Origin of the sequence: Pseudomonas sp. HT11, assembly GCF_044875395.1 — a bacterium.
GTDB lineage: Bacteria > Pseudomonadota > Gammaproteobacteria > Pseudomonadales > Pseudomonadaceae > Aquipseudomonas.
Genome location: NZ_CP173217.1, coordinates 5,463,655 through 5,482,071 on the forward strand (window position 1 = coordinate 5,463,655; position 18,417 = coordinate 5,482,071).

Here is an 18,417-nt window from a genome sequence, read left to right on the forward strand (position 1 = left end):
CGAACAGATCCGCCGCCGTCAATTGACCAAATTAACCATCCAGTACATTTTATCTCCACAACCAATAATAACTGTGGAGATACCCCAAAATGCCGCCCATCGTGCTGGTGCTCAACGGCCCTAATCTCAACTTGCTCGGCACCCGCGAGCCCGCCACCTACGGCCATGAAACCCTGGCCGACATCGCCGCCCTGTGCGGGCGCAGCGCGGAAAAACTCGGGCTGAAAATCGAATTCCGCCAGACCAACCACGAAGGCGAACTGCTCGACTGGATCCACGGCGCCCGCGCCCGGTGCGCCGGCATCGTGATCAACCCGGCAGCCTGGACCCACACCTCGGTAGCGATTCGCGACGCACTGGTGGCCAGCGAAGTGCCGGTGATCGAGGTGCATTTATCCAACGTGCACGCGCGTGAGGCGTTTCGGCATCACTCGTTTGTGTCGCCCATTGCCAAGGCGGTGCTCGCCGGGTTCGGCAGCCATGGTTACCACCTGGCCCTGGAACATTTCAGCCACACGTTGAAAGGGTGAGGCCGATGAAACCGCGCATCCTCGCCGGCCTGATCGGCTCAGGTATCCAAGCCTCCCGCACGCCTGCCCTGCATGAGCAGGAAGGTGATGCCCAGGGTTTGCGCTACCTGTATCGCCTGATCGACCTGGAACCGCTGCAACTGAACATCAATGCCCTGCCCGACCTGCTGCACGCCGCCGAGAGGATGCAGTTCACCGGTTTGAACATTACCTACCCGTGCAAACAGGCGATTCTGCCGTTGCTCGACGAATTGTCCGACGAAGCCAGGGGCATTGGCGCGGTCAACACCGTGGTGTTCAAGAACGGCAAACGCATCGGCCACAACACCGACTGCCTGGGCTTCGCCGAAGGGTTCCGACGCAATTTGAATGACGTCGCGCGCCAGCATGTCGTGCAGATGGGTGCCGGCGGTGCGGGCGCGGCGGTGGCCCACGCGCTGCTGGCCGAGGGCGTGCACCACCTGAGCATTTTCGACGTGGACGTGACCCGCGCTCGGGACCTGGTGGATAACCTCGCCCAGCGTTTCGGCGCCGGGCGCGCGCAGGTCGGCAACCACCTGGAAAGCGCCATGGCCGAGGCCGATGGGCTGGTCAACACCACGCCGATGGGCATGGCCAAGCTGCCCGGCACGCCGGTGCCTGCCCATCTGTTGCGGGCGGCATTATGGGTCGCAGAAATCGTGTATTTCCCGCTGGAAACCGAGCTGCTGCGCGATGCCCGCGCCTTGGGCTGCTGCACGCTGGATGGCGGCAACATGGCGGTGTTTCAGGCGGTAAAAGCGTTTGAGCTGTTCAGTGGTGAGAGGCCGGATGCGCAGAGGATGTTGGCGCACTTCCAGAGCATGAATACCTGACTGCCGAAACCGACCCCATGTGGGAGCGGGCTTGCTCGCGAAAGCGCTGTGTCAGTCGCTGGATGTATTGACTGACACTCCGCATTCGCGAGCAAGCCCGCTCCCACAAGGGTATTCGATGGATTTACGCTTGCAGGTAACGCATCACCGCTTCACAAATCATCTCCCGATGCCGCTGTTTAACCGCCTCGTCCGACAACCCGATCTGAAAGATCTCACTGAACGTATGGCGGTTGGACACTCGGTAAAAGCTGAACGAGTTGATCAGCAGGTGCACGTCCAACGGGTCCAGCCCTTGGCGGAACACGCCCATCTCAACGCCGCGCTGCAAGGTTGCGCCAAGCGCTTCGAGAATATTGCTGTTCATCGCCTTGATCGAATCCGAGCGCTTCACGTATTCGGCGTTGTTGATGTTTTCGATGCAGACGATGCGCACGAAATCCACGTTCTGGTCATGGTGATCAAAGGTGAATTCCACCAGCCGACGAATCGCTTCGCGCGGCTCCAGGGCGGTGAGGTTCATGCGGGTTTCAGTATTGCGAATGTCGCCGTAGAGCTTCTCCAGCACCTCGACGTATAACTGCTCCTTGCTGCCGAAGTAGTAATAAATCATGCGTTTGGAGGTGTGGATGCGTTCGGCAATGGCATCCACGCGAGCGCCGGACAGGCCCTGCTGGACAAACTCGACGATCGCTTCCTGCAGGATGTTTTCGCGGGTCTTTTCCGGGTTGTTCTTACGACTCTTGCGCGGTGCGTCTGACACAGCGGAGAGGTCGGGGGTCAGGGTCATGGTGCGCTCACGGCCATTTTTGTTGTGCAGGCCGCGATTATGGGCCGAGGCGCTTCCCGAAGGAAGCACCTGGCCGCGCCGTCATAACCGTGCTTGTCGCGGCGCCCCGCTACGCGATTTGGCCATCGCCGCCAGGCGCACTGCCACGTTGGCTGCGCCATACCCGGCATAGCCGTTTTTGCGCTGGATGATCTCGAAGAAAAACCGCCCTTCGAACGGCTCGGTGTACACATGAAACAGCTCACCGCCCTGAGCGTCACGGTCGTACAGCACGTTGTAGTACGCCAGCTCGCTGAGGAACTCGTCGTCGAAATCAAAGCGTGCCGCCAGGTCGTCGTAGTAGTTGAGCGGGATGTCCAGCAAGGGCACACCTGCCTCTTTAGCCCGACTCACCTCAGCGAAAATATCCGCACAGTCGAAGGCAATGTGGTGCACACCCGAGCCACGGTAGCTCGACAGCGCGTGGGAAATCGCCGTGTTGCGGTTCTCGGAAATGTTCAACGGCAGGCGAATCGAGCTGCAACGGCTGCGCAGCGCACGGCTTTTCACCAGGCCGTACGGGTCAGGCAGCACCACTTCATCATCGGCTTCGAAATCCAGCAGGCTCTTGTAGAACAACACCCAACTGTCGAGGCTGTCGGCGGGCAAGGCCATGGCCATATGGTCAATGCGCAGCAGGCCGCCGCTTGAGGTGGTAGTCGGTTGCAGATTGAAGTCGGTGCCGTACAGCCCGCCTGCGTTCTGATCCACCAGGTAAATCAGGCTGCCGTCCGGCGCACGCACCGCGGCCAACTCCAGTTCATTTGGCCCGACAAGCCCCCGATATGGCTGGCCCTTGTAGGCCACCGCCCGCTGCAACGCCTTGGCGCTGTCCTTGACCCGAATCGCAGTGGCGCACAGCGACGGCCCGTGGGCTTCGAAAAAGTTGTGGGCAAAAGAATAGGGTTCGCAATTGAGGATCAAGTTGATATCGCCCTGGCGCAACAGGCTCACGCTCTTGGAACGGTGCTGCCCGGCCTTGACGAAACCCAGGCGCTCCAGCCATTGCGTGAGCTTGGCAGCGAGGTTTTCATCCACGGCAAACTCAAGAAATTCGATGCCGTCGTACTCGCTGGCGGCCGGCGTATCAAACAGCAGGTCGACCGGTTGAGCAGGCGCTTGCTGCTTGAGGCGCTCGCGGGTTTTCTCTTCCAGGTACAACAGCGAGCGCAGGCCATCCGCCGCATTCGCCCGCGTCGGGGCTGCGCGAAAGCCATCGTTGAAAATTTCCAGAGACAACGGCCCGCTGTAGCCACTCTGGATAATCGGCGCGAGAAACCCCGCCAGATCGAACTCGCCCTGCCCCGGGAAGCAGCGGAAATGCCGGCTCCACTCCAGCACGTCCATGGCCAGGATCGGCGCGTCGGCCATTTGCACAAAGAAGATTTTATCGCCCGGGATCTGGGCGATTGCACTCGGGTCGCCCTTGAGCGACAGGGTGTGAAAGCTGTCGAGCAACACGCCAAGGCTCGGGTGGTCGATCTGGCGCACCAGGTTCCACACCTGCTGCCAGGTATTCACGTGCTTGCCCCAGGCCAGCGCTTCATAGCCGATGCGCAGGCCACGGCGGCCGGCGTGCTCGGCGAGCAGGCTGAGGTCGTCGAGCAGAATCTGCTCATCGCCAACGCAATCGGCCGAGGCGTTGCTGCACACCAGCACCAGGTCGGTGCCCAGTTCCTGCATCAAGTCGAACTTGCGCTCGGCGCGCTCGATGTTGCGCGCCAGGCGGTCGCGGCGGCAGCCTTCAAAGTCGCGAAACGGCTGGAACAAGGTGATGGCGATACCCAGGTCGGCGCACATCTGCCTGACTTCCCGTGGGCTGCCGTCGTAATACAGCAGATCGTTTTCGAAGATTTCCACACCATCAAACCCGGCAGCGGCGATGGCTTCGAGTTTTTCCGGCAGGGTTCCACTCAAGGAAACAGTGGCAATGGAGCGTTGCATGGGGCGACTCCCGACAAATGAGGCTCGTCTTATTTACGGCAAATTATTGGCCGCTAAACTGTGCACAGCAATTGAAATGTACGAACCGGTTAGTTTTTTGGGCGATTATCGAACAAAATGGTAATCCGCGAATTGACGAGTTTTTAGCCACTGCGCACCATCGAACACGTATCAAGACCCAGAACACACCATAAAAATTTCAAAAAAACGGGTACGACCTCATGCCTTCGCAAACTCCCGCCGTGGCCGTGCGCCACAGCAATCCGCACAGCGGCATCGGCGACAAAATCCGCGGCGCCATGGCCGTGGGCAAAACCCGCTGGGGCATGCTGGCCCTGGTGTTCTTCGCCACCACCCTGAACTACATCGACCGCGCCGCGCTGGGCGTGATGCAACCGATCCTGGCCAAGGAGATGAGCTGGACGGCGATGGACTACGCCAACATCAACTTCTGGTTCCAGGTCGGCTACGCCATCGGCTTTGTGCTGCAAGGCCGGCTGATTGACCGAATTGGCGTGAAGCGCGTGTTTTTCTGCGCCGTGTTGCTGTGGAGCATCGCCACGGGCGCCCATGGCCTGGCGACGTCGGCCGTCGGCTTTATGGTCTGCCGCTTCGTTCTCGGGCTGACCGAGGCCGCCAACTACCCGGCCTGCGTCAAGACCACGCGGTTGTGGTTCCCGGCCGGTGAGCGCGCGGTGGCCACCGGTATTTTCAACGCCGGCACCAATGTGGGCGCGATGATGACGCCGATGCTGCTGCCATTGATCCTTCACGTGTGGGGCTGGCAGGCGGCGTTCCTGTGCATGTCGGCACTGGGCGGGATCTGGCTGGTGTGCTGGGGCCTGAAGTACTACAACCCGGAAGACCATCCGACGGTCAAAAAATCCGAATTGGACTACGTGCTACAGGAAGTCGAACCGGAGCAACCCAGCGTGCCTTTCAGCCGCATCCTGCGCATGCGCGGCACCTGGGCCTTCGCCCTCGCCTACGCACTGACCGCGCCGGTGTTCTGGTTCTACCTGTACTGGCTGCCACCGTTTCTGAACCAGCAATACAACCTGGGCATCAACGTGACCCAAATGGGCATCCCGCTGATCATCATTTACCTGACAGCCGACTTCGGCAGCGTGGGTGGGGGGATTCTGTCGTCATTCCTGATCGGCCGTGGGATGAATCCGATCAAGGCGCGGCTGTTGTCGATGCTGCTGTTTGCCTGCTGCATCGTCGGCGTGATCATGGCCGCCGGCTCCAGCCAGTTGTGGGTCGCCGTGTTCGCCATCTCCCTGGCCATCGGCGCGCACCAGGCCTGGACCGCCAACATCTGGAGCCTGGTGATGGACTACACGCCCAAGCACATGATGAGCACGGTGTTCGGTTTCGGCGGCATGTGCGCAGCCATCGGCGGCATGTTCATGACGCAGATCGTCGGCCACATCCTCACGGTCACGAACAACAACTACACCGTGCTGTTCACCCTGATCCCGGCGATGTACTTCATCGCACTGACCTGGATGTACTTCATGGCGCCGCGCAAGATTCCGACCGTCGAGGCTTGATTCAGCGCCGCCGCTGCTGCCAGGCAGCGGCCAACCCACTCATGCAGATCACCCCGATGCCGACCACCGTGGTCATGTCGGGGGTATGGTTGAACACCAGCCAGCCCAACAACCCCGCAAACACGATCTGGCAGTAGCCGAACGGCGCCAGCAAGGCCGGCGCCGCAAAGCGGAAGGCCTGGGTCAACATCAAGTGCGCGGTCATCCCGCACGTGCCCAGCGCCAGCATCAGCACGCCATGCCACACCGTGGGCAACTGCCAGAAGAACGGCACCATCGCACTCATCACCAGGGTATTGCACAGGCCGGCGAAAAAGTTACTGGTGGTCGGCGTGTCGTATTGGCTGAGGATGCGCGTGAGCAGCTGGTAGAAGCAGAAGAACAACGCCGAACACAGCGGCAGCAGCACCGCAGGCGTGAACAGTTCACCGCCGGGGTGGATGATGATCAGCACGCCGACAAACCCGCAGATCACCGCCAGCCACTGGCCACGTGTCACGTGTTCACCTAGCAAGGGCACTGACAATGCTGTCACCAGGATCGGCGCCAGGAAGTTCACCGCCGTGGCTTCCGCCAAGGGGATGTAATGCAGAGCCGCGGTAAAAAACAGGCTGGTGCCCAGTAGGCACAACGCACGCACCACCTGCATGCCCGGGCGTTTGCTGCGCAGTACGCGCAAGCCCGACTGGGGCAGGAAAATGCCGGCCATCAGCAAGGTGTGCACCAGGTACCGCGCCCACACCACCATCACGATCGGGTAGAACCCGGCCAGGTATTTGGACAAGGCGTCGTGGCTGGAAAACAGAAACGTTGCCACCACAATCAGCAAAATGCCTTTGAAGGGATGGTTGACGCCGGAAAGGGGTGTACTGACAGTCATTGAATTCTCTTGCATGGCGGGCTGAATGCTGAGCACTGAACACGCAAGCGCTCAACCCGGTAATCTAGCAGGCGGGCCTGCGTGCGCCCCAAGAGCATAACCAAACAGCGTGCGAACAGCGCACTAAATCACCGGATTCGAGTCCAACGCTGCACCTTTGCCCGCGCGTTGCACTTTTTAACCAAGGCCTTGCCGCTATGAAAAAGACACTCTTTGCTCTTTCTGCTCTCGTCCTGCTCACTGCTTGTAACCAAGAGTCCAAAGAAGCGCCCAAGCCCGCCCCGGCCTCGGTGCAGGCCACCCTGGTACCGGCCACGCCGCCCACCGACAAATGGGTCGGCAAGTGGATCGGCGTCGAAGGCCTGAACCTGACCATCGCCAAGGACGACAGCATCGGCCGCGGCCACTACGTTCTGACCATGAAGTACGGCCTTGACGCCGACGACGAAGGCACCTTCAAAGGTGAAGCCAACGAAGACGGTATCGCCTTTACCCGCCCGGACGGCCCGCAACAATTGAGCGCCGGCGACGGCGAGGCCACTGGCCTGAAATGGCTGGCGGATAAAAAGGACTGCCTGATCGTCGATACCGGCGAAGGCTATTGCCGCGACTGACCCAATCAAGCTGACACAACTTTCATCTGGCGCCCCTGCCTGCACGGCCTGACAGCAGCAATACTAGGCAACTCTTGTTGCCTGTCGGACAGCCGGGCTGGCGCCATTCATACGCACCAACAACACTGCTCTTACAAAAAGTGTTCGACAGGTTTAACGAGAGGATTGCCCCATGCTATGGAAAAAAGGCCGACGCAGCGACAACGTGGTAGACGCCCGCGATGACAGTGGCGGCGGCGGTGGCGGCATGCGGTTTGGCGGCGGCAAGGGGCTGAGCCTGACAGCAATTGTGCTGATCGTCGGTATTGGCTGGCTGACCGGCCAGGACCCGCTGCAGATCCTCGGCCAGTTGACCGGCCAGGCGGAGCAAGCGCCGTCAGTGAGCACGCAGTCGCGCCAGGCACCGCCAGCCAATGACCAGCAGGCCGATTTCGTCCGCGCGATTCTGGGTGACACCGAAGACACCTGGGGCCAGGTGTTCAAGGAAAACGGGTTGGTCTACAAGAACCCGAAACTGATTCTGTTCCGTGGTCGGGTCAATTCCGCCTGCGGTGGCGCCACCTCGGCCAGCGGCCCGTTTTATTGCCCGGCTGACCAGCAGGTGTATTTGGACCTGGATTTCTTCCGGGAAATGTCGCAACGCTTCCAGGCCGCCGGCGATTTCGCCCAGGCCTACGTGATCGCCCACGAAGTCGGGCACCACGTGCAAACGCTGCTGGGCATCTCGGCCAAGATTCAAGCCGCGCGCCAGCAGGGCCGCCAGATGCAAGGCGACGGCGGCCTGCTGGTGCGCCAGGAGCTGCAAGCCGACTGCTTTGCCGGCGTGTGGGCCAACCGTGCGCAAAAACGCCTGAACTGGCTGGAGCCCGGCGATATCGAAGAAGCACTGAATGCGGCCAACGCCATCGGCGATGACCGTTTGCAACAGCAGGGTCAGGGCCGCGTGGTGCCGGACTCGTTTACCCACGGCACCTCTGCGCAGCGCGTTCGCTGGTTCAAAACCGGCTTCGCAGCGGGCCAGATCACTCAATGCGACACTTTTACAGCGAAGAGTCTTTAGATGAATAAACGATTGGGATTGCTGTTCGGCGTGATGATTGCCTGTTCCTCCTCCACCTGGGCCGCCGAGAAAGAACACGGCGTCAAGGTGGTCAGCCCCGATCGTTTCCACCTGGACGCCGGTGACCTGAGCCTGGGCTTGAGCCAGGACTGGAACCAGCCGCTGCCCAACGTGACCCGCGCGCTGATCATCGTGCATGGCCGCCTGCACAATGCACAGACCTACCTGCAAAGCGGCGAAGATGCCGCCGAAAACGCCGGGATTGCGGCCAAAACCCTGGTGATCGCGCCGCAATTTCTCAACGAGTCCGACATAAAGCGCAACCACTTGGGCAGCCAGGTGCTGCGCTGGAACGGCAATGACTGGATGGCCGGCGACGCCTCGACGGGCCCAGGTCAGCTCAGTTCCTACGGCGCGCTGGACCAGATCATCAAGCACCTGGGCAACCGCAAGCTGTTCCCGGCGTTGAAGGAAATCGTAGTGGCCGGCCATTCCGGCGGCGGCCAGGTGGTGCAGCGTTTCGCCCTCACCGGCCACGACCACCCGCTGCTGCAAACCGAAGGCATCAGCCTGCGTTATGTGGTGGCCAACCCGTCGTCCTACGCCTATTTCAGCCCGCAACGCCCGGTGACATTCGACACGGCCAGTTGCCCTGGCTTCAACGACTGGAAGTACGGCATGCAAAACCTGCCGGACTACGCCAAGGGCCAGAGTGCCCAGCAGCTTGAGCAGGCTTACGTGTCACGCGACATCACCTACTTGCTCGGCCAGCAGGACACCGACCCGAACCACCCGGCGCTGGATAAAAGCTGCGAGGCCGAAACCCAGGGCGCGTATCGCCTGATTCGTGGGCACAACTATTTTGATTACCTCAAGCAGCGTCATCCGCAGCTGACTCAGAGGTTGGTGGAAGTGCCAGGGGTTGGGCACGATGGGGATAAGATGTTTACTTCGCCTGAGGGCGAGAAGGTGTTGTTCTCTAAGTAAAAACAGCTGACGAAACCGGATAAAAATGTGGGAGCGGGCTTGCTCGCGAAGGCGGATTTTCAGTCGACTCATCAGTGACTGATCCACCGCTTTCGCGGGCAAGCCCGCTCCCACATTGGCTCTTCAGTGCCTGGTTTAGATCATCCGGCGCAGCACCGCACAATCTTCAGCATGCCAATCCGCCAGTTCCGGCCACGGGTTCTCCGGCACGTTAACCAATACCGTCTTGGCTCCTGCCGCCCGCCCGCAATCGAGGTCAAAGCGGTAATCCCCGACCATCACCATTTCGCCCGGCGAAACCTCCCAAGCTTCTGCCAGTTTCAGCAACCCACCCGGGTCCGGCTTGGGCGGCGCATCTTCACGCCCCAGCACATCGTCGACGGCAAAGCAGTCCGCCAGGCCAATCGCTTGCAGGGTGATGTGCGCCAGCTCGCGCGCATTGCGCGTCAGGATGCCCAGGCGATACCCGCGCCCGGCCAGCTCGCGCACCAGCTCCACCGCGCCCACGGCGGCAACCGAACCGAGTGCCAATTCGCGCTCATGCTCCAATAACCACGCGTGCTTGGCCGCCGCCACGTCCGCCGGCAAGGCCGCCAGGTGCGTGAGGATGTCGTCTTCGGGCGGAATCTCCAGGGCCACGCGGATCGCCGCAAAATCATGCACGGCCACCGTGAGGGTGCCGTCCATGTCAAACACCCAATGCTTAACGTCCGACAGGCTCATGCCCAGTCCTTGCGATGACGAATCAAGCCTTCCTGGGTCACCGAGGCCACCAGTTGCCCGGCGCGGTTGTACACGCTGCCGCGCGAGAAACCGCGCGAGTTGCCGGCCCACGGGCTGTCCATTGCGTACAGCAACCAGTCATCGGCGCGCAGGTCGGCATGAAACCACAGCGCGTGGTCGAGGCTGGCGACCTGCATATCTTTTTGCCACACGGTCTTGCCATGGGGCAGCAACGAGGTGGTCAGCAAGCCAAAATCCGAGGCGTAGGCCAGCAGGTATTTATGCAGCGCGGGCGCGTCGGCCAGCGCGCCGTCGGCCCGGAACCACACGTACTTGACCGGGTCGGACGGCTGCGGGTTGTACGGGTCTTTTTCAGTCACCGGGCGCACTTCGATCGGCTTGGGGCACAGCAACTTGTCGCGCATGTGCTCGGGGATCAGGTGCGCACGCTGCTTGGTCAGTTCCAGCTCCGAAGGCAAGTTCTCCGGGCCGACCACCACAGGCATGGTGGTCTGGTGCTCAAAGCCCTTTTCGTCATATTGGAACGAAGTGGTGCAGGTGAAAATCGGGTTGCCCTTTTGGATAGCCGTGACGCGGCGCGTGCTGAAACTGCCGCCATCGCGCACACGGTCAACCGAATACACCACCGGCAATGACGCGTCGCCGGGGCGCAGGAAATAACCATGCAGGGAATGCACATGTCGCGCTTCTTCTACGGTCTGGCTGGCAGCCGACAGCGACTGGCCCAGCACCTGGCCACCGAACAGTTGGCGAAAACCCAGGTCCTGGCTGCGGCCGCGAAAGAGGTTTTCCTCGATCGGCTCCAGCGTCAGCAAGTCCACCAGATCTTCCAATACTTGGCTCATAGAGCAACTCCTACAACAATCGAGAGGGCATTCCGGGCTGCTTATCCGTGCAGCGTGTCCAACCATTGGGCGCGGGTGATGCGATACAAAACATGATGGCGCAGCGGGTCATCGGCTGCGACCTTGGGGTGTTCAAAATCTGCCTGGGGATCGTAATGCATACCGATGGCCTGCATGACTTTTTGTGATGGCAGATTGGTTTCGGTGGTGAAGGCGAGAATTTCATCCAACTGCAGTCGGTCGAAACCACACCGCAGCGCGGTCCACGCGGCCTCACTGGCGTAGCCCAAACCCCAATGTTCGCGGGCCAGGCGCCAGCCAATTTCCACCGCCGGGGTAAAGTCCGCTTCAAAGCTGACATTCAGCAGCCCGGTCAGGCCGATAAATTCGCCAGTGTCCTTGCGCTGCAAGGCCCACAGGCCAAAGCCGTATTCAGCGAAATGCCCGCGAATCCGGCCAATCAGCGCCGCGCTTTCCAAGTGGCTCAACTTGGCCGGGAAATAACGCATCACCTGCGGGTCGGCGCACATGCGCGCAAATTCCGTTAAGTCGCTGTCGCGCCATTGGCGCAGCAGCAAGCGCGCGCTTTCCAATTCCAGTATCGGCTCCATGGGTCCCCCTCCCTTGCCATGTGCGTGAGTGTACAGCGCTGGTAAGATCCTTCGCAGGTTCCCGTCAGAAAATCCCATGCCCTTGCCATTGATCTACCACGATGACTACAGCCCTGAGTTCCCGGCAGACCACCGGTTTCCCATGGACAAGTTTCGCCTGTTGCGCGATCACCTGGTGGACAGCGGGCTGACCGAGGACAGCCAATTGCTGCGCCCCGAACTGTGCCCACCCGAGATTCTGGTCCTGGCCCATGACGCTGGGTATATCGAACGCTACATGGGCGGCGAGTTGTCCCGCGAAGACCAACGGCGCCTCGGCCTGCCGTGGAACGAAGCCCTGGCGCGGCGCACCGTGCGCGCGGTCGGCGGTTCGATCCTCGCGGCCGAACAAGCGCTGCAACACGGCCTGGCCTGCCACCTGGCGGGCGGCACCCACCACGCCCATTACGATTACCCGGCCGGCTTTTGCATCTTCAATGACCTGGCGGTGATCAGCCATTACCTGCTGGCCAGCGGCCGGGTCAACCGCGTGCTGATCTTCGACTGCGACGTACACCAGGGCGACGGCACTGCACGCATCCTCCACGACACGCCGGATGCCATCACCGTGTCGCTGCATTGCGAAAAGAACTTCCCCGCACGCAAGGCCCAGAGCGACTGGGACATCCCGCTGCCCATGGGCATGGGCGACGCCGATTACCTCAAGGTGGTGGACGATGCGCTCAACTACTTGCTGCCGCTCTATCAGCCTGACCTGGTGCTGTACGACGCCGGTGTCGATGTGCACAAAGACGACGCCCTCGGTTACCTCAAGCTGACAGACGCAGGCGTCGCCGCCCGTGATGAAAGCGTGATGCGCCACTGCCTGGGCCGCGACATCCCGGTGATGGGCGTGATCGGTGGCGGCTACAGCAAAGACCGCCCGGCCCTGGCCCGCCGCCATGGCATCCTGCACCACAGCGCTCAGCGGGTGTGGACGTCATCAGGCTGTCATTGAAGTGTGAGCGTTACCCACAATGCCTGTGGAACGGCCTGTGGATAACTTGAGCGTAAGCGCCTGAAAGCGAACAGCCGTATGGCCTGTAGGAAAGTGTACGTTTTTTGATCAGGCAGCCACGCTGCCGTCGGGTAGAATGCTCGGCCTATTCAGCGACCGTAGCCTTGCCCATGCCTCAGCTCCCTTCTCGACACGTCACTCTTATCGGCGGCGGCCCAGCCGGGCTGATGGCCGCTGAAGTCTTGAGCCAGGCGGGCGTGCGGGTAGACCTGTATGACGGCATGCCATCGGTGGGCCGCAAGTTTCTGCTCGCGGGCGTGGGCGGCATGAACATCACCCACTCCGAGGCGTACCCGGCGTTCCTGTCGCGCTACGCCGAACGCGCGCCAGACATGGCGCCGCTGCTGCGAGCGTTTGGTGCCGAGGCGTTGTGCGAGTGGATTCATGGGCTGGGCATACAAACCTTTGTCGGCACTTCCGGCCGCGTGTTTCCTACCGACATGAAAGCCGCCCCGCTGCTGCGCGCCTGGCTCAAACGCCTGCGCGATCAAGGCGTGGTTATCCACACTCGGCATCGCTGGCTGGGCTGGACGGCCGACGGCGGTCTACTTATCCACAGCCCGGACGGCGAAAAAACTGTCCACAGCGATGCGGTGTTGCTGGCCTTGGGCGGCGGCAGCTGGTCGCGCCTGGGCTCCGATGGCGCCTGGCTCACGTTGCTGGAAGACAAAGGCGTGCCTTACACGCCGCTGCAACCGAGCAATTGCGGCTTCGAGGTGTCGGCCTGGAGCGAATTGATGGTGAGCAAATTCGCCGGCGCGCCGTTGAAAAACGTCGCCATCGGCGTGGCGGATGACAAGCCTCGGTTGGGCGAATGCGTGGTCACCGCCATGGGCATCGAGGGCAGCTTGATCTACGCGCTCTCGGCGCCGATTCGTGAAGCGATCAATCGCGATGGCTTTGCCACGGTGCATATCGACCTGCTGCCGAGCAAGCCGCTGGACAAGGTGCAAGCTGCACTGGCCAAGCCGCGTGGTTCGCGCTCGATGAGCAAACATTTGCACAGTCAGTTGGGCTTGGATGGGGTCAAGGCGGCGCTGTTGCGTGAGTTGGCACCTGCGGAACACTTTCATGATCCGGCGCAGCTGGCGGTGGATATCAAGGCATTGCCGCTGACGCTGGTGAAAACCCGGCCGATGGATGAAGCCATCAGTACGGCGGGTGGTGTGCCGTTTGAGGCGCTGGATGAGCGGTTGATGCTCAAGCAATTGCCGGGCGTGTTTTGCGCCGGGGAGATGCTCGATTGGGAAGCGCCGACGGGCGGCTATTTGCTGACGGGGTGCTTCGCCAGTGGGCGGGCAGCGGCGCGGGGCATGCTGGAGTGGCTTAGGCGCTGAAATCGGCGGTGAATTCAGAGCCGCCCTCGCAGGCAAGCCAGCTCCCACATTTTGAGCTGTGAATACATTCAAAAGGTGGGAGCTGGCTTGCCTGCGATGAGGCCATCAGCAGCGCCGCAAAATCACTTCTTCTTGCGCGGCCCGGTGTTGAACACCGGCACTTTGCGCACTGGCTTGATCGACGGTTCAGCCGGCGCTACGTCCCCGCTGTCCACCCACTTACCCAAATTACGTTTACCGCCGCCACCGCCCGACGCCTTGGGTTTCTTCGGCTTTTTCGGTTTCTTCACCACTTGCCCACTGGCGTCGGTATCCGGCACGCGGTGCTCAGGTTCGAAATCCGGCTCCGTTTTGCGGGTCAGGGTCTGACGCGTGAGCATCTCGATGGCCGACAGCATGTTCACCTCATCGGCACACACCAGCGAAATCGCCTCACCGGTGTTGCCCGCACGGCCGGTGCGACCAATACGGTGAATGTAGTCTTCGGCCACGATTGGCAGATCAAAGTTGACCACCAGCGGCAAGTCTTCGATGTCCAGGCCACGGGCTGCCACGTCGGTGGCCACCAGAATCTGCACGTCGCTGGATTTGAAACGATCCAGCGCACGCTGGCGGGTTGCTTGCGGTTTGTCGCCGTGGATGCCGTCGGCATTGATGCCCAGGCCCTGCAACTTATCCACCAGCGCATCCACGCCGTTACGGGTCTTGGCAAACACCAGCACCTGCTTCCAGCGGCCTTTGCGCATCAGGTGCACAAACAGCTCCGGCTTGCGCTTCTTGTCCACCGGCACCACCCACTGCTTCACGGTGTTGGCGGCGACGTTGCGCGGGCTCACTTCAATGCTCAGCGGGTCGTTGAGCATCTGCCCGGCGAGCGAGCGGATTTCATCGGAGAAGGTCGCGGAGAACAGTAAAGTCTGGCGCTTTTTCGGCAGCATGCGGTAGATGTTCGCCAGCTCTTCGGAGAAGCCCAGATCGAGCATGCGGTCGGCTTCATCCAGCACCAGGGTTTGCAGCTGGTTGAGCTTCAGCGCGTTCTGGCGGAACAAGTCGATCAGGCGGCCAGGGGTAGCGACCAGAATGTCGACGCCCTTGCGCAGCTTCATCATCTGCGGGTTGATGCTCACGCCGCCGTAGACCGCGTAGGTGGTCAGCGGCAGGTGTTGGGCGTACTCGGCGACGCTGGCGTGAACCTGCTCGGCCAGCTCGCGGGTCGGGCACAGGATCAGCGCACGCGCCGAGTTGGCGGCGACTTTCGGCCCTTCCATGGTCAGCAGTTGCAGCAGCGGCAAGGCGAAACCTGCGGTCTTGCCGGTGCCGGTCTGGGCCGCGGCCATCAGGTCGCGACCGGCCAGCACCGCCGGAATGGCTTGCGCCTGCACCGGCGTCGGGGTCTGGTAGCCAAGCGTCTCAAGGGCGCGCAGCAAGGGTTCGATCAGGCCAAGGGTGGCGAAAGTCATGTGTTTACCGTAGGAAAAATTCAGCGCAAGGGCGTAATGCGCGGCAGTTTACCTTATTTCCGGCTTGGGCTTTCGCCACTGGGGCAGGCTGATCAGCAACACCGCGCTGATGATCACCAGCATCGCCAAGGCTTCCTCCATGCCGATGGTCTCGCCGACGAAGACAATACCCAACAACACCGCGACGGCCGGGTTCACGTAGGCATAACTGGTCGCCGCCGCCGGGCGCACGTGTTTGAGCAGGTACATATAGGCATTGAAGGCGATGATCGAGCCGAACACGGCCAAATAAGCCAAGGCCAGCCAGCCTTCAATCGGCGGCACGGCATGCAGGCGCTCACCGGTCAGCGCACTGCCCACCAGCAGCAGGGCACCGGCGATGATCATCTCGGCCGCACTGGCCATGGCGCCGGCAGGTAGCGGTAAGTGCCGGCTCCACACTGAGCCGAAGGCCCAGGAGGCAGCGGCGAACAGCAGCAACATGGCGCCGGTGGGGCTCGATTGCAGGTTGGAGCCCATGTTGAGCATGGCGATGCCGATAATCCCCAGCACCACCCCGGCCCATTCGAGGCGGGTATTACGCGCGCCCCAGAAATACCCACACAGCAACGTGAACAACGGCACCGTCGCCACCGCCAACGCGGCCACGCCGGAAGCAACGCCGGTGTGCTCGGCAACCGTCACCGCACCATTACCAAAGGTCAGCAGCAAAACGCCGATCTTGGCCGCCGCCTTCCACTGCACCCACGTCGGCGCAGGCGCCCCGCGCCAGCGCAAATAGCCATACATCACCAACCCCGCCACCAGGAATCGAATCCCGCCCAGCATCAACGGCGGCCAGTACTCCACGCCGATTCGAATCACCAAGTAGGTAGAACCCCAGATCACATACAGCGCAAAAAAAGCGGCAATCAACGGTAAGGGAAAGCGACGTGGGCCAGGCATTGGGTAGCTCTGCGGCAGAATATTGGAGGCTTATTCTAAAAAGGCAGCACGCCGAACATAAGTTACAAAACCTGTTTAAAGCGCCCATACACTTTTCAAAACATGGTTATGAAGGCTATAACCCGTGCATTCGAAAGCCACGCATCACCGGAGCCTTATCATGGATAAATACGACCGCATGCTCCTCAGCGCCCTGCTCGAAGATGGCCGCGCCTCCTATGCGCAGTTGGCCCGCACCGTAAACCTCTCCGCCCCTGCTGTGGCTGAACGCGTGGCCAAGCTGGAAGCCAGCGGGGTGATCACCGGGTATCAGGCCAAGGTCGACCTGTCCAAAATCGGCCTGCCGATTCAATGCACGATAGAGCTGCGCCTGACCAACAATGGCAGCCAAAAGGTCTACGACGCCTTGGCGGAAATACCCGAACTGACCGAATGCCACCGCGTGACAGGCGACCCGTGCGTGATCATGCAGGCCGCGGTGGGCTCGATGCCGGAGCTGGAGAACCTGATCAACCGAGTGGCGAAGTTCGGGTTCAGCAAAACCTCGATCATTTTGTCGAGCGCGATAGCGCGGCGGGTACCGTTGGGGCAGTTGGAAGGGAAAGCCACCTGACACCGATCGTTCCCACGCTCTGCGTGGGAGTGCCGCCAAGGGTGCTCTGCGTCCGCTCTTGAGGTCGTGACGCGGAGCGTCACAGGATGCGTTACCACGCGGAGCGTGGGAACGAACAAACAGGAAATTTACTGTGGGAGCTGGCTTGCCTGCGATGGCGTCAGTTGTGTCACCGCTTCCCATTCTTTTGAAGGACGTTTCCGAGCGACATTTCATGCCTTGTTCCAGCTAAATTCAGCCGCTAGTCTTCCCCACGTCATCGGCCCTTCGGTGACCGGAAGTGCAAGCCGAAATTGACGAAGGAGAGAGTTACAAGTCCCGGAGACTCAACATGGTCAAAACAACCTCTGCTTCAACTGATAACCATACAAACTTCCTCAGCGAAGACGCCCTGCTCAACCGACGAGCCATCGACTACTACCTCAACGCCTGCGCCCCGGATGCGCCCAACTTTGTGCTGAATGACAACCTGAGCTTCGAAGACGCCCTCGCCCATGCGGCGGATTTGCTGCATTGCGCGGTGGAGACGGCGCTGGTGTCGGGCGAGACGCTCAGTGTGCAGCAGCGGGCGGTGATGCATTTGGTGGGGATGGCAAAGGAGGTGGTGGGTCGGGCGTTGGAATGCGTGCAGCCTCGGTAGCCTGACAAGCGAGCTTTAGGGGCAAATGGGCTTATTGTGGCGAGCGGGCTTCTGTGGCGAGCGGGCTTGCCCCGCGTTGGGCTGCGAAGCGGCCCTAATGAAGTCGCCGCGTTCTGTCAGTTGGAACTGGGTGTCAGGGTTTGGGGCTGCTGCGCAGCCCAACGCGGGGCAAGCCCGCTCGCCACAGAAGCCCGCTCCTCACAACAAGCCCGCTACTCACAATAGGCCCGCTCTCCACAATTAGTCCTCCGCCCACATGAGATCTGCGCAGGGTTCAGAACCCGCGATGCTTCTTCAGATGCTCATTGATCTTCGCCGCCGGCACTTTCTGCAAGGTGCACAGCAGGTCGTGGGACAGTTCGCGCAACCCATGCGTACCGCGCAATTGCTCGGCCAGGTGCGCCGTCAAGTTAGCTGCCATTTCGGCATCCGCCATCGCCCGGTGAGCCTTGCCGGTGTGGGGCAGTTGGGCGTAGCTGTTGAGGGTGCCGAGTTTGTGGTTCGGCGCCGACGGCATGAGGCGGCGGGCCAGCAGCAGCGAGCAGGCGAATTTTTGCAGGCGGGTGCGACGGATCAGGCCCAGTTCGAAGTCCCAGAACTTCTGGTCAAACGCGGCGTTGTGCGCCAGCAGTGGCGTGGTGCCGACAAATTCATTCACTTCGTTCATCACCCGCTCCGCCGGTGGCGCGCTGCGCAGCATGGCGTTGCTGATGCCGGTGAGTTGTTCGATAAAGCCCGGCACGCGCACGCCGGCATTCATCAGGCTCTGGTAGCGGTCCACGATCTGGCCGCGCTCAAGGATGACCACCGCGATTTCCGTGGCCCGGCAGTGGCTGCTCGGGGTGATGCCGGTGGTTTCAAAGTCGATGACCGCTATACGTTCCAAACCTGTTCCAACTCCGTCTGACAAT

Annotated in this window: 19 protein-coding genes; 10 read left to right on the forward strand and 9 right to left on the reverse strand. The window is 61.3% G+C overall.

From position 1 onward, the window contains the following. Nucleotides 1–89: 89 nt before the first annotated feature. Nucleotides 90–530 carry a type II 3-dehydroquinate dehydratase gene (aroQ, locus tag ABWL43_RS25245; protein WP_145162258.1) on the forward strand — a complete coding sequence of 147 codons (441 nt, stop codon included), beginning with the start codon at nucleotides 90–92 and terminating at the stop codon, nucleotides 528–530. A gap of 5 nt (nucleotides 531–535) precedes the next feature. Continuing rightward, nucleotides 536–1,384 carry a shikimate dehydrogenase gene (locus tag ABWL43_RS25250; RefSeq protein ID WP_404485117.1) on the forward strand — a complete coding sequence of 283 codons (849 nt, stop codon included), beginning with the start codon at nucleotides 536–538 and terminating at the stop codon, nucleotides 1,382–1,384. A gap of 124 nt (nucleotides 1,385–1,508) precedes the next feature. On the opposite strand, the gene ABWL43_RS25255 is transcribed toward ABWL43_RS25250, so the two are convergent. Together ABWL43_RS25255 and quiC are read right to left on the reverse strand one after the other, a co-directional pair. Beyond that, nucleotides 1,509–2,174 carry a TetR/AcrR family transcriptional regulator gene (locus tag ABWL43_RS25255; protein WP_145162264.1) on the reverse strand — a complete coding sequence of 222 codons (666 nt, stop codon included), beginning with the start codon at nucleotides 2,172–2,174 and terminating at the stop codon, nucleotides 1,509–1,511. 81 nt (nucleotides 2,175–2,255) lie between these two features. After that, a complete protein-coding gene (quiC, locus tag ABWL43_RS25260; RefSeq protein WP_369302463.1) occupies nucleotides 2,256–4,157 on the reverse strand; it encodes a 3-dehydroshikimate dehydratase QuiC in 1,902 nt (633 codons plus the stop codon). Nucleotides 4,158–4,378: 221 nt separating this feature from the next. Here quiC and ABWL43_RS25265 point away from each other — a divergent pair, with 221 nt between their 5' ends. Continuing rightward, the gene (locus tag ABWL43_RS25265) at nucleotides 4,379–5,713 is read left to right on the forward strand and encodes an MFS transporter (protein WP_145162271.1); all 1,335 of its coding nucleotides are present in this window, start codon (nucleotides 4,379–4,381) and stop codon (nucleotides 5,711–5,713) included. Nucleotide 5,714: 1 nt separating this feature from the next. Here ABWL43_RS25265 and ABWL43_RS25270 read toward each other — a convergent pair whose 3' ends face one another. Continuing rightward, complete coding sequence (locus tag ABWL43_RS25270; protein WP_145162274.1) at nucleotides 5,715–6,593, reverse strand: DMT family transporter; 879 nt, start codon at nucleotides 6,591–6,593, stop codon at nucleotides 5,715–5,717. Nucleotides 6,594–6,790: 197 nt separating this feature from the next. Here ABWL43_RS25270 and ABWL43_RS25275 point away from each other — a divergent pair, with 197 nt between their 5' ends. The 3 genes from ABWL43_RS25275 (at nucleotide 6,791) to ABWL43_RS25285 (ending at nucleotide 9,254) form a co-directional block, all read left to right on the forward strand. Then, nucleotides 6,791–7,207, forward strand: a complete 417-nt coding sequence (locus ABWL43_RS25275) for a membrane lipoprotein lipid attachment site-containing protein (RefSeq protein ID WP_145162277.1) — start codon at nucleotides 6,791–6,793, stop codon at nucleotides 7,205–7,207. A 172-nt stretch (nucleotides 7,208–7,379) separates the two neighbouring features. Beyond that, nucleotides 7,380–8,267: a neutral zinc metallopeptidase gene (locus ABWL43_RS25280; protein WP_119740949.1), complete on the forward strand. Its 888-nt coding sequence runs from the start codon at nucleotides 7,380–7,382 to the stop codon at nucleotides 8,265–8,267. Then, nucleotides 8,268–9,254, forward strand: a complete 987-nt coding sequence (locus ABWL43_RS25285) for an alpha/beta hydrolase (RefSeq protein ID WP_404485124.1) — start codon at nucleotides 8,268–8,270, stop codon at nucleotides 9,252–9,254. It abuts the gene before it with no gap. Nucleotides 9,255–9,389: 135 nt separating this feature from the next. On the opposite strand, the gene ABWL43_RS25290 is transcribed toward ABWL43_RS25285, so the two are convergent. The 3 genes from ABWL43_RS25290 to ABWL43_RS25300 are packed head-to-tail and all read right to left on the reverse strand — an operon-like array spanning nucleotide 9,390 to nucleotide 11,454. Beyond that, nucleotides 9,390–9,977, reverse strand: coding sequence for an HAD family hydrolase (locus ABWL43_RS25290; RefSeq protein ID WP_404485127.1), 588 nt, complete (start codon nucleotides 9,975–9,977; stop codon nucleotides 9,390–9,392). Next, a complete protein-coding gene (tesB, locus tag ABWL43_RS25295) occupies nucleotides 9,974–10,843 on the reverse strand; it encodes an acyl-CoA thioesterase II (RefSeq protein WP_145162285.1) in 870 nt (289 codons plus the stop codon). Before tesB ends, ABWL43_RS25290 begins: the two co-directional genes overlap by 4 nt. A gap of 41 nt (nucleotides 10,844–10,884) precedes the next feature. Continuing rightward, nucleotides 10,885–11,454, reverse strand: a complete 570-nt coding sequence (locus ABWL43_RS25300; RefSeq protein ID WP_242200343.1) for a GNAT family N-acetyltransferase — start codon at nucleotides 11,452–11,454, stop codon at nucleotides 10,885–10,887. 76 nt (nucleotides 11,455–11,530) lie between these two features. On the opposite strand from ABWL43_RS25300, the gene ABWL43_RS25305 reads away from it, so the two are divergent. Together ABWL43_RS25305 and ABWL43_RS25310 are read left to right on the forward strand one after the other, a co-directional pair. Beyond that, nucleotides 11,531–12,451 (forward strand): histone deacetylase, encoded by a 921-nt coding sequence (locus tag ABWL43_RS25305; protein WP_262206741.1) that lies wholly within the window; start codon nucleotides 11,531–11,533, stop codon nucleotides 12,449–12,451. 170 nt (nucleotides 12,452–12,621) lie between these two features. Next, nucleotides 12,622–13,848: a TIGR03862 family flavoprotein gene (locus tag ABWL43_RS25310; protein ID WP_404485132.1), complete on the forward strand. Its 1,227-nt coding sequence runs from the start codon at nucleotides 12,622–12,624 to the stop codon at nucleotides 13,846–13,848. Between the two features lie 122 nt (nucleotides 13,849–13,970). Here the strand turns inward: ABWL43_RS25310 and ABWL43_RS25315 are convergent, their stop codons facing one another. Beyond that, the gene (locus ABWL43_RS25315) at nucleotides 13,971–15,308 is read right to left on the reverse strand and encodes a DEAD/DEAH box helicase (RefSeq protein WP_404485135.1); all 1,338 of its coding nucleotides are present in this window, start codon (nucleotides 15,306–15,308) and stop codon (nucleotides 13,971–13,973) included. Nucleotides 15,309–15,356: 48 nt separating this feature from the next. Further along, entirely contained in the window at nucleotides 15,357–16,253 is an 897-nt protein-coding gene (yedA, locus tag ABWL43_RS25320; RefSeq protein ID WP_242200337.1) for a drug/metabolite exporter YedA, read from the reverse strand. A 160-nt stretch (nucleotides 16,254–16,413) separates the two neighbouring features. On the opposite strand from yedA, the gene ABWL43_RS25325 reads away from it, so the two are divergent. Continuing rightward, nucleotides 16,414–16,866 carry an Lrp/AsnC family transcriptional regulator gene (locus ABWL43_RS25325; RefSeq protein ID WP_145162303.1) on the forward strand — a complete coding sequence of 151 codons (453 nt, stop codon included), beginning with the start codon at nucleotides 16,414–16,416 and terminating at the stop codon, nucleotides 16,864–16,866. Between the two features lie 331 nt (nucleotides 16,867–17,197). After that, on the forward strand, nucleotides 17,198–17,506 hold the full coding sequence (locus ABWL43_RS25330; protein ID WP_262206746.1) for a DUF3077 domain-containing protein: 309 nt from the start codon (nucleotides 17,198–17,200) through the stop codon (nucleotides 17,504–17,506). A gap of 274 nt (nucleotides 17,507–17,780) precedes the next feature. Here the strand turns inward: ABWL43_RS25330 and ABWL43_RS25335 are convergent, their stop codons facing one another. Next, nucleotides 17,781–18,392 carry a PolC-type DNA polymerase III gene (locus tag ABWL43_RS25335; protein WP_145162310.1) on the reverse strand — a complete coding sequence of 204 codons (612 nt, stop codon included), beginning with the start codon at nucleotides 18,390–18,392 and terminating at the stop codon, nucleotides 17,781–17,783. Nucleotides 18,393–18,417 lie beyond the last annotated feature (25 nt).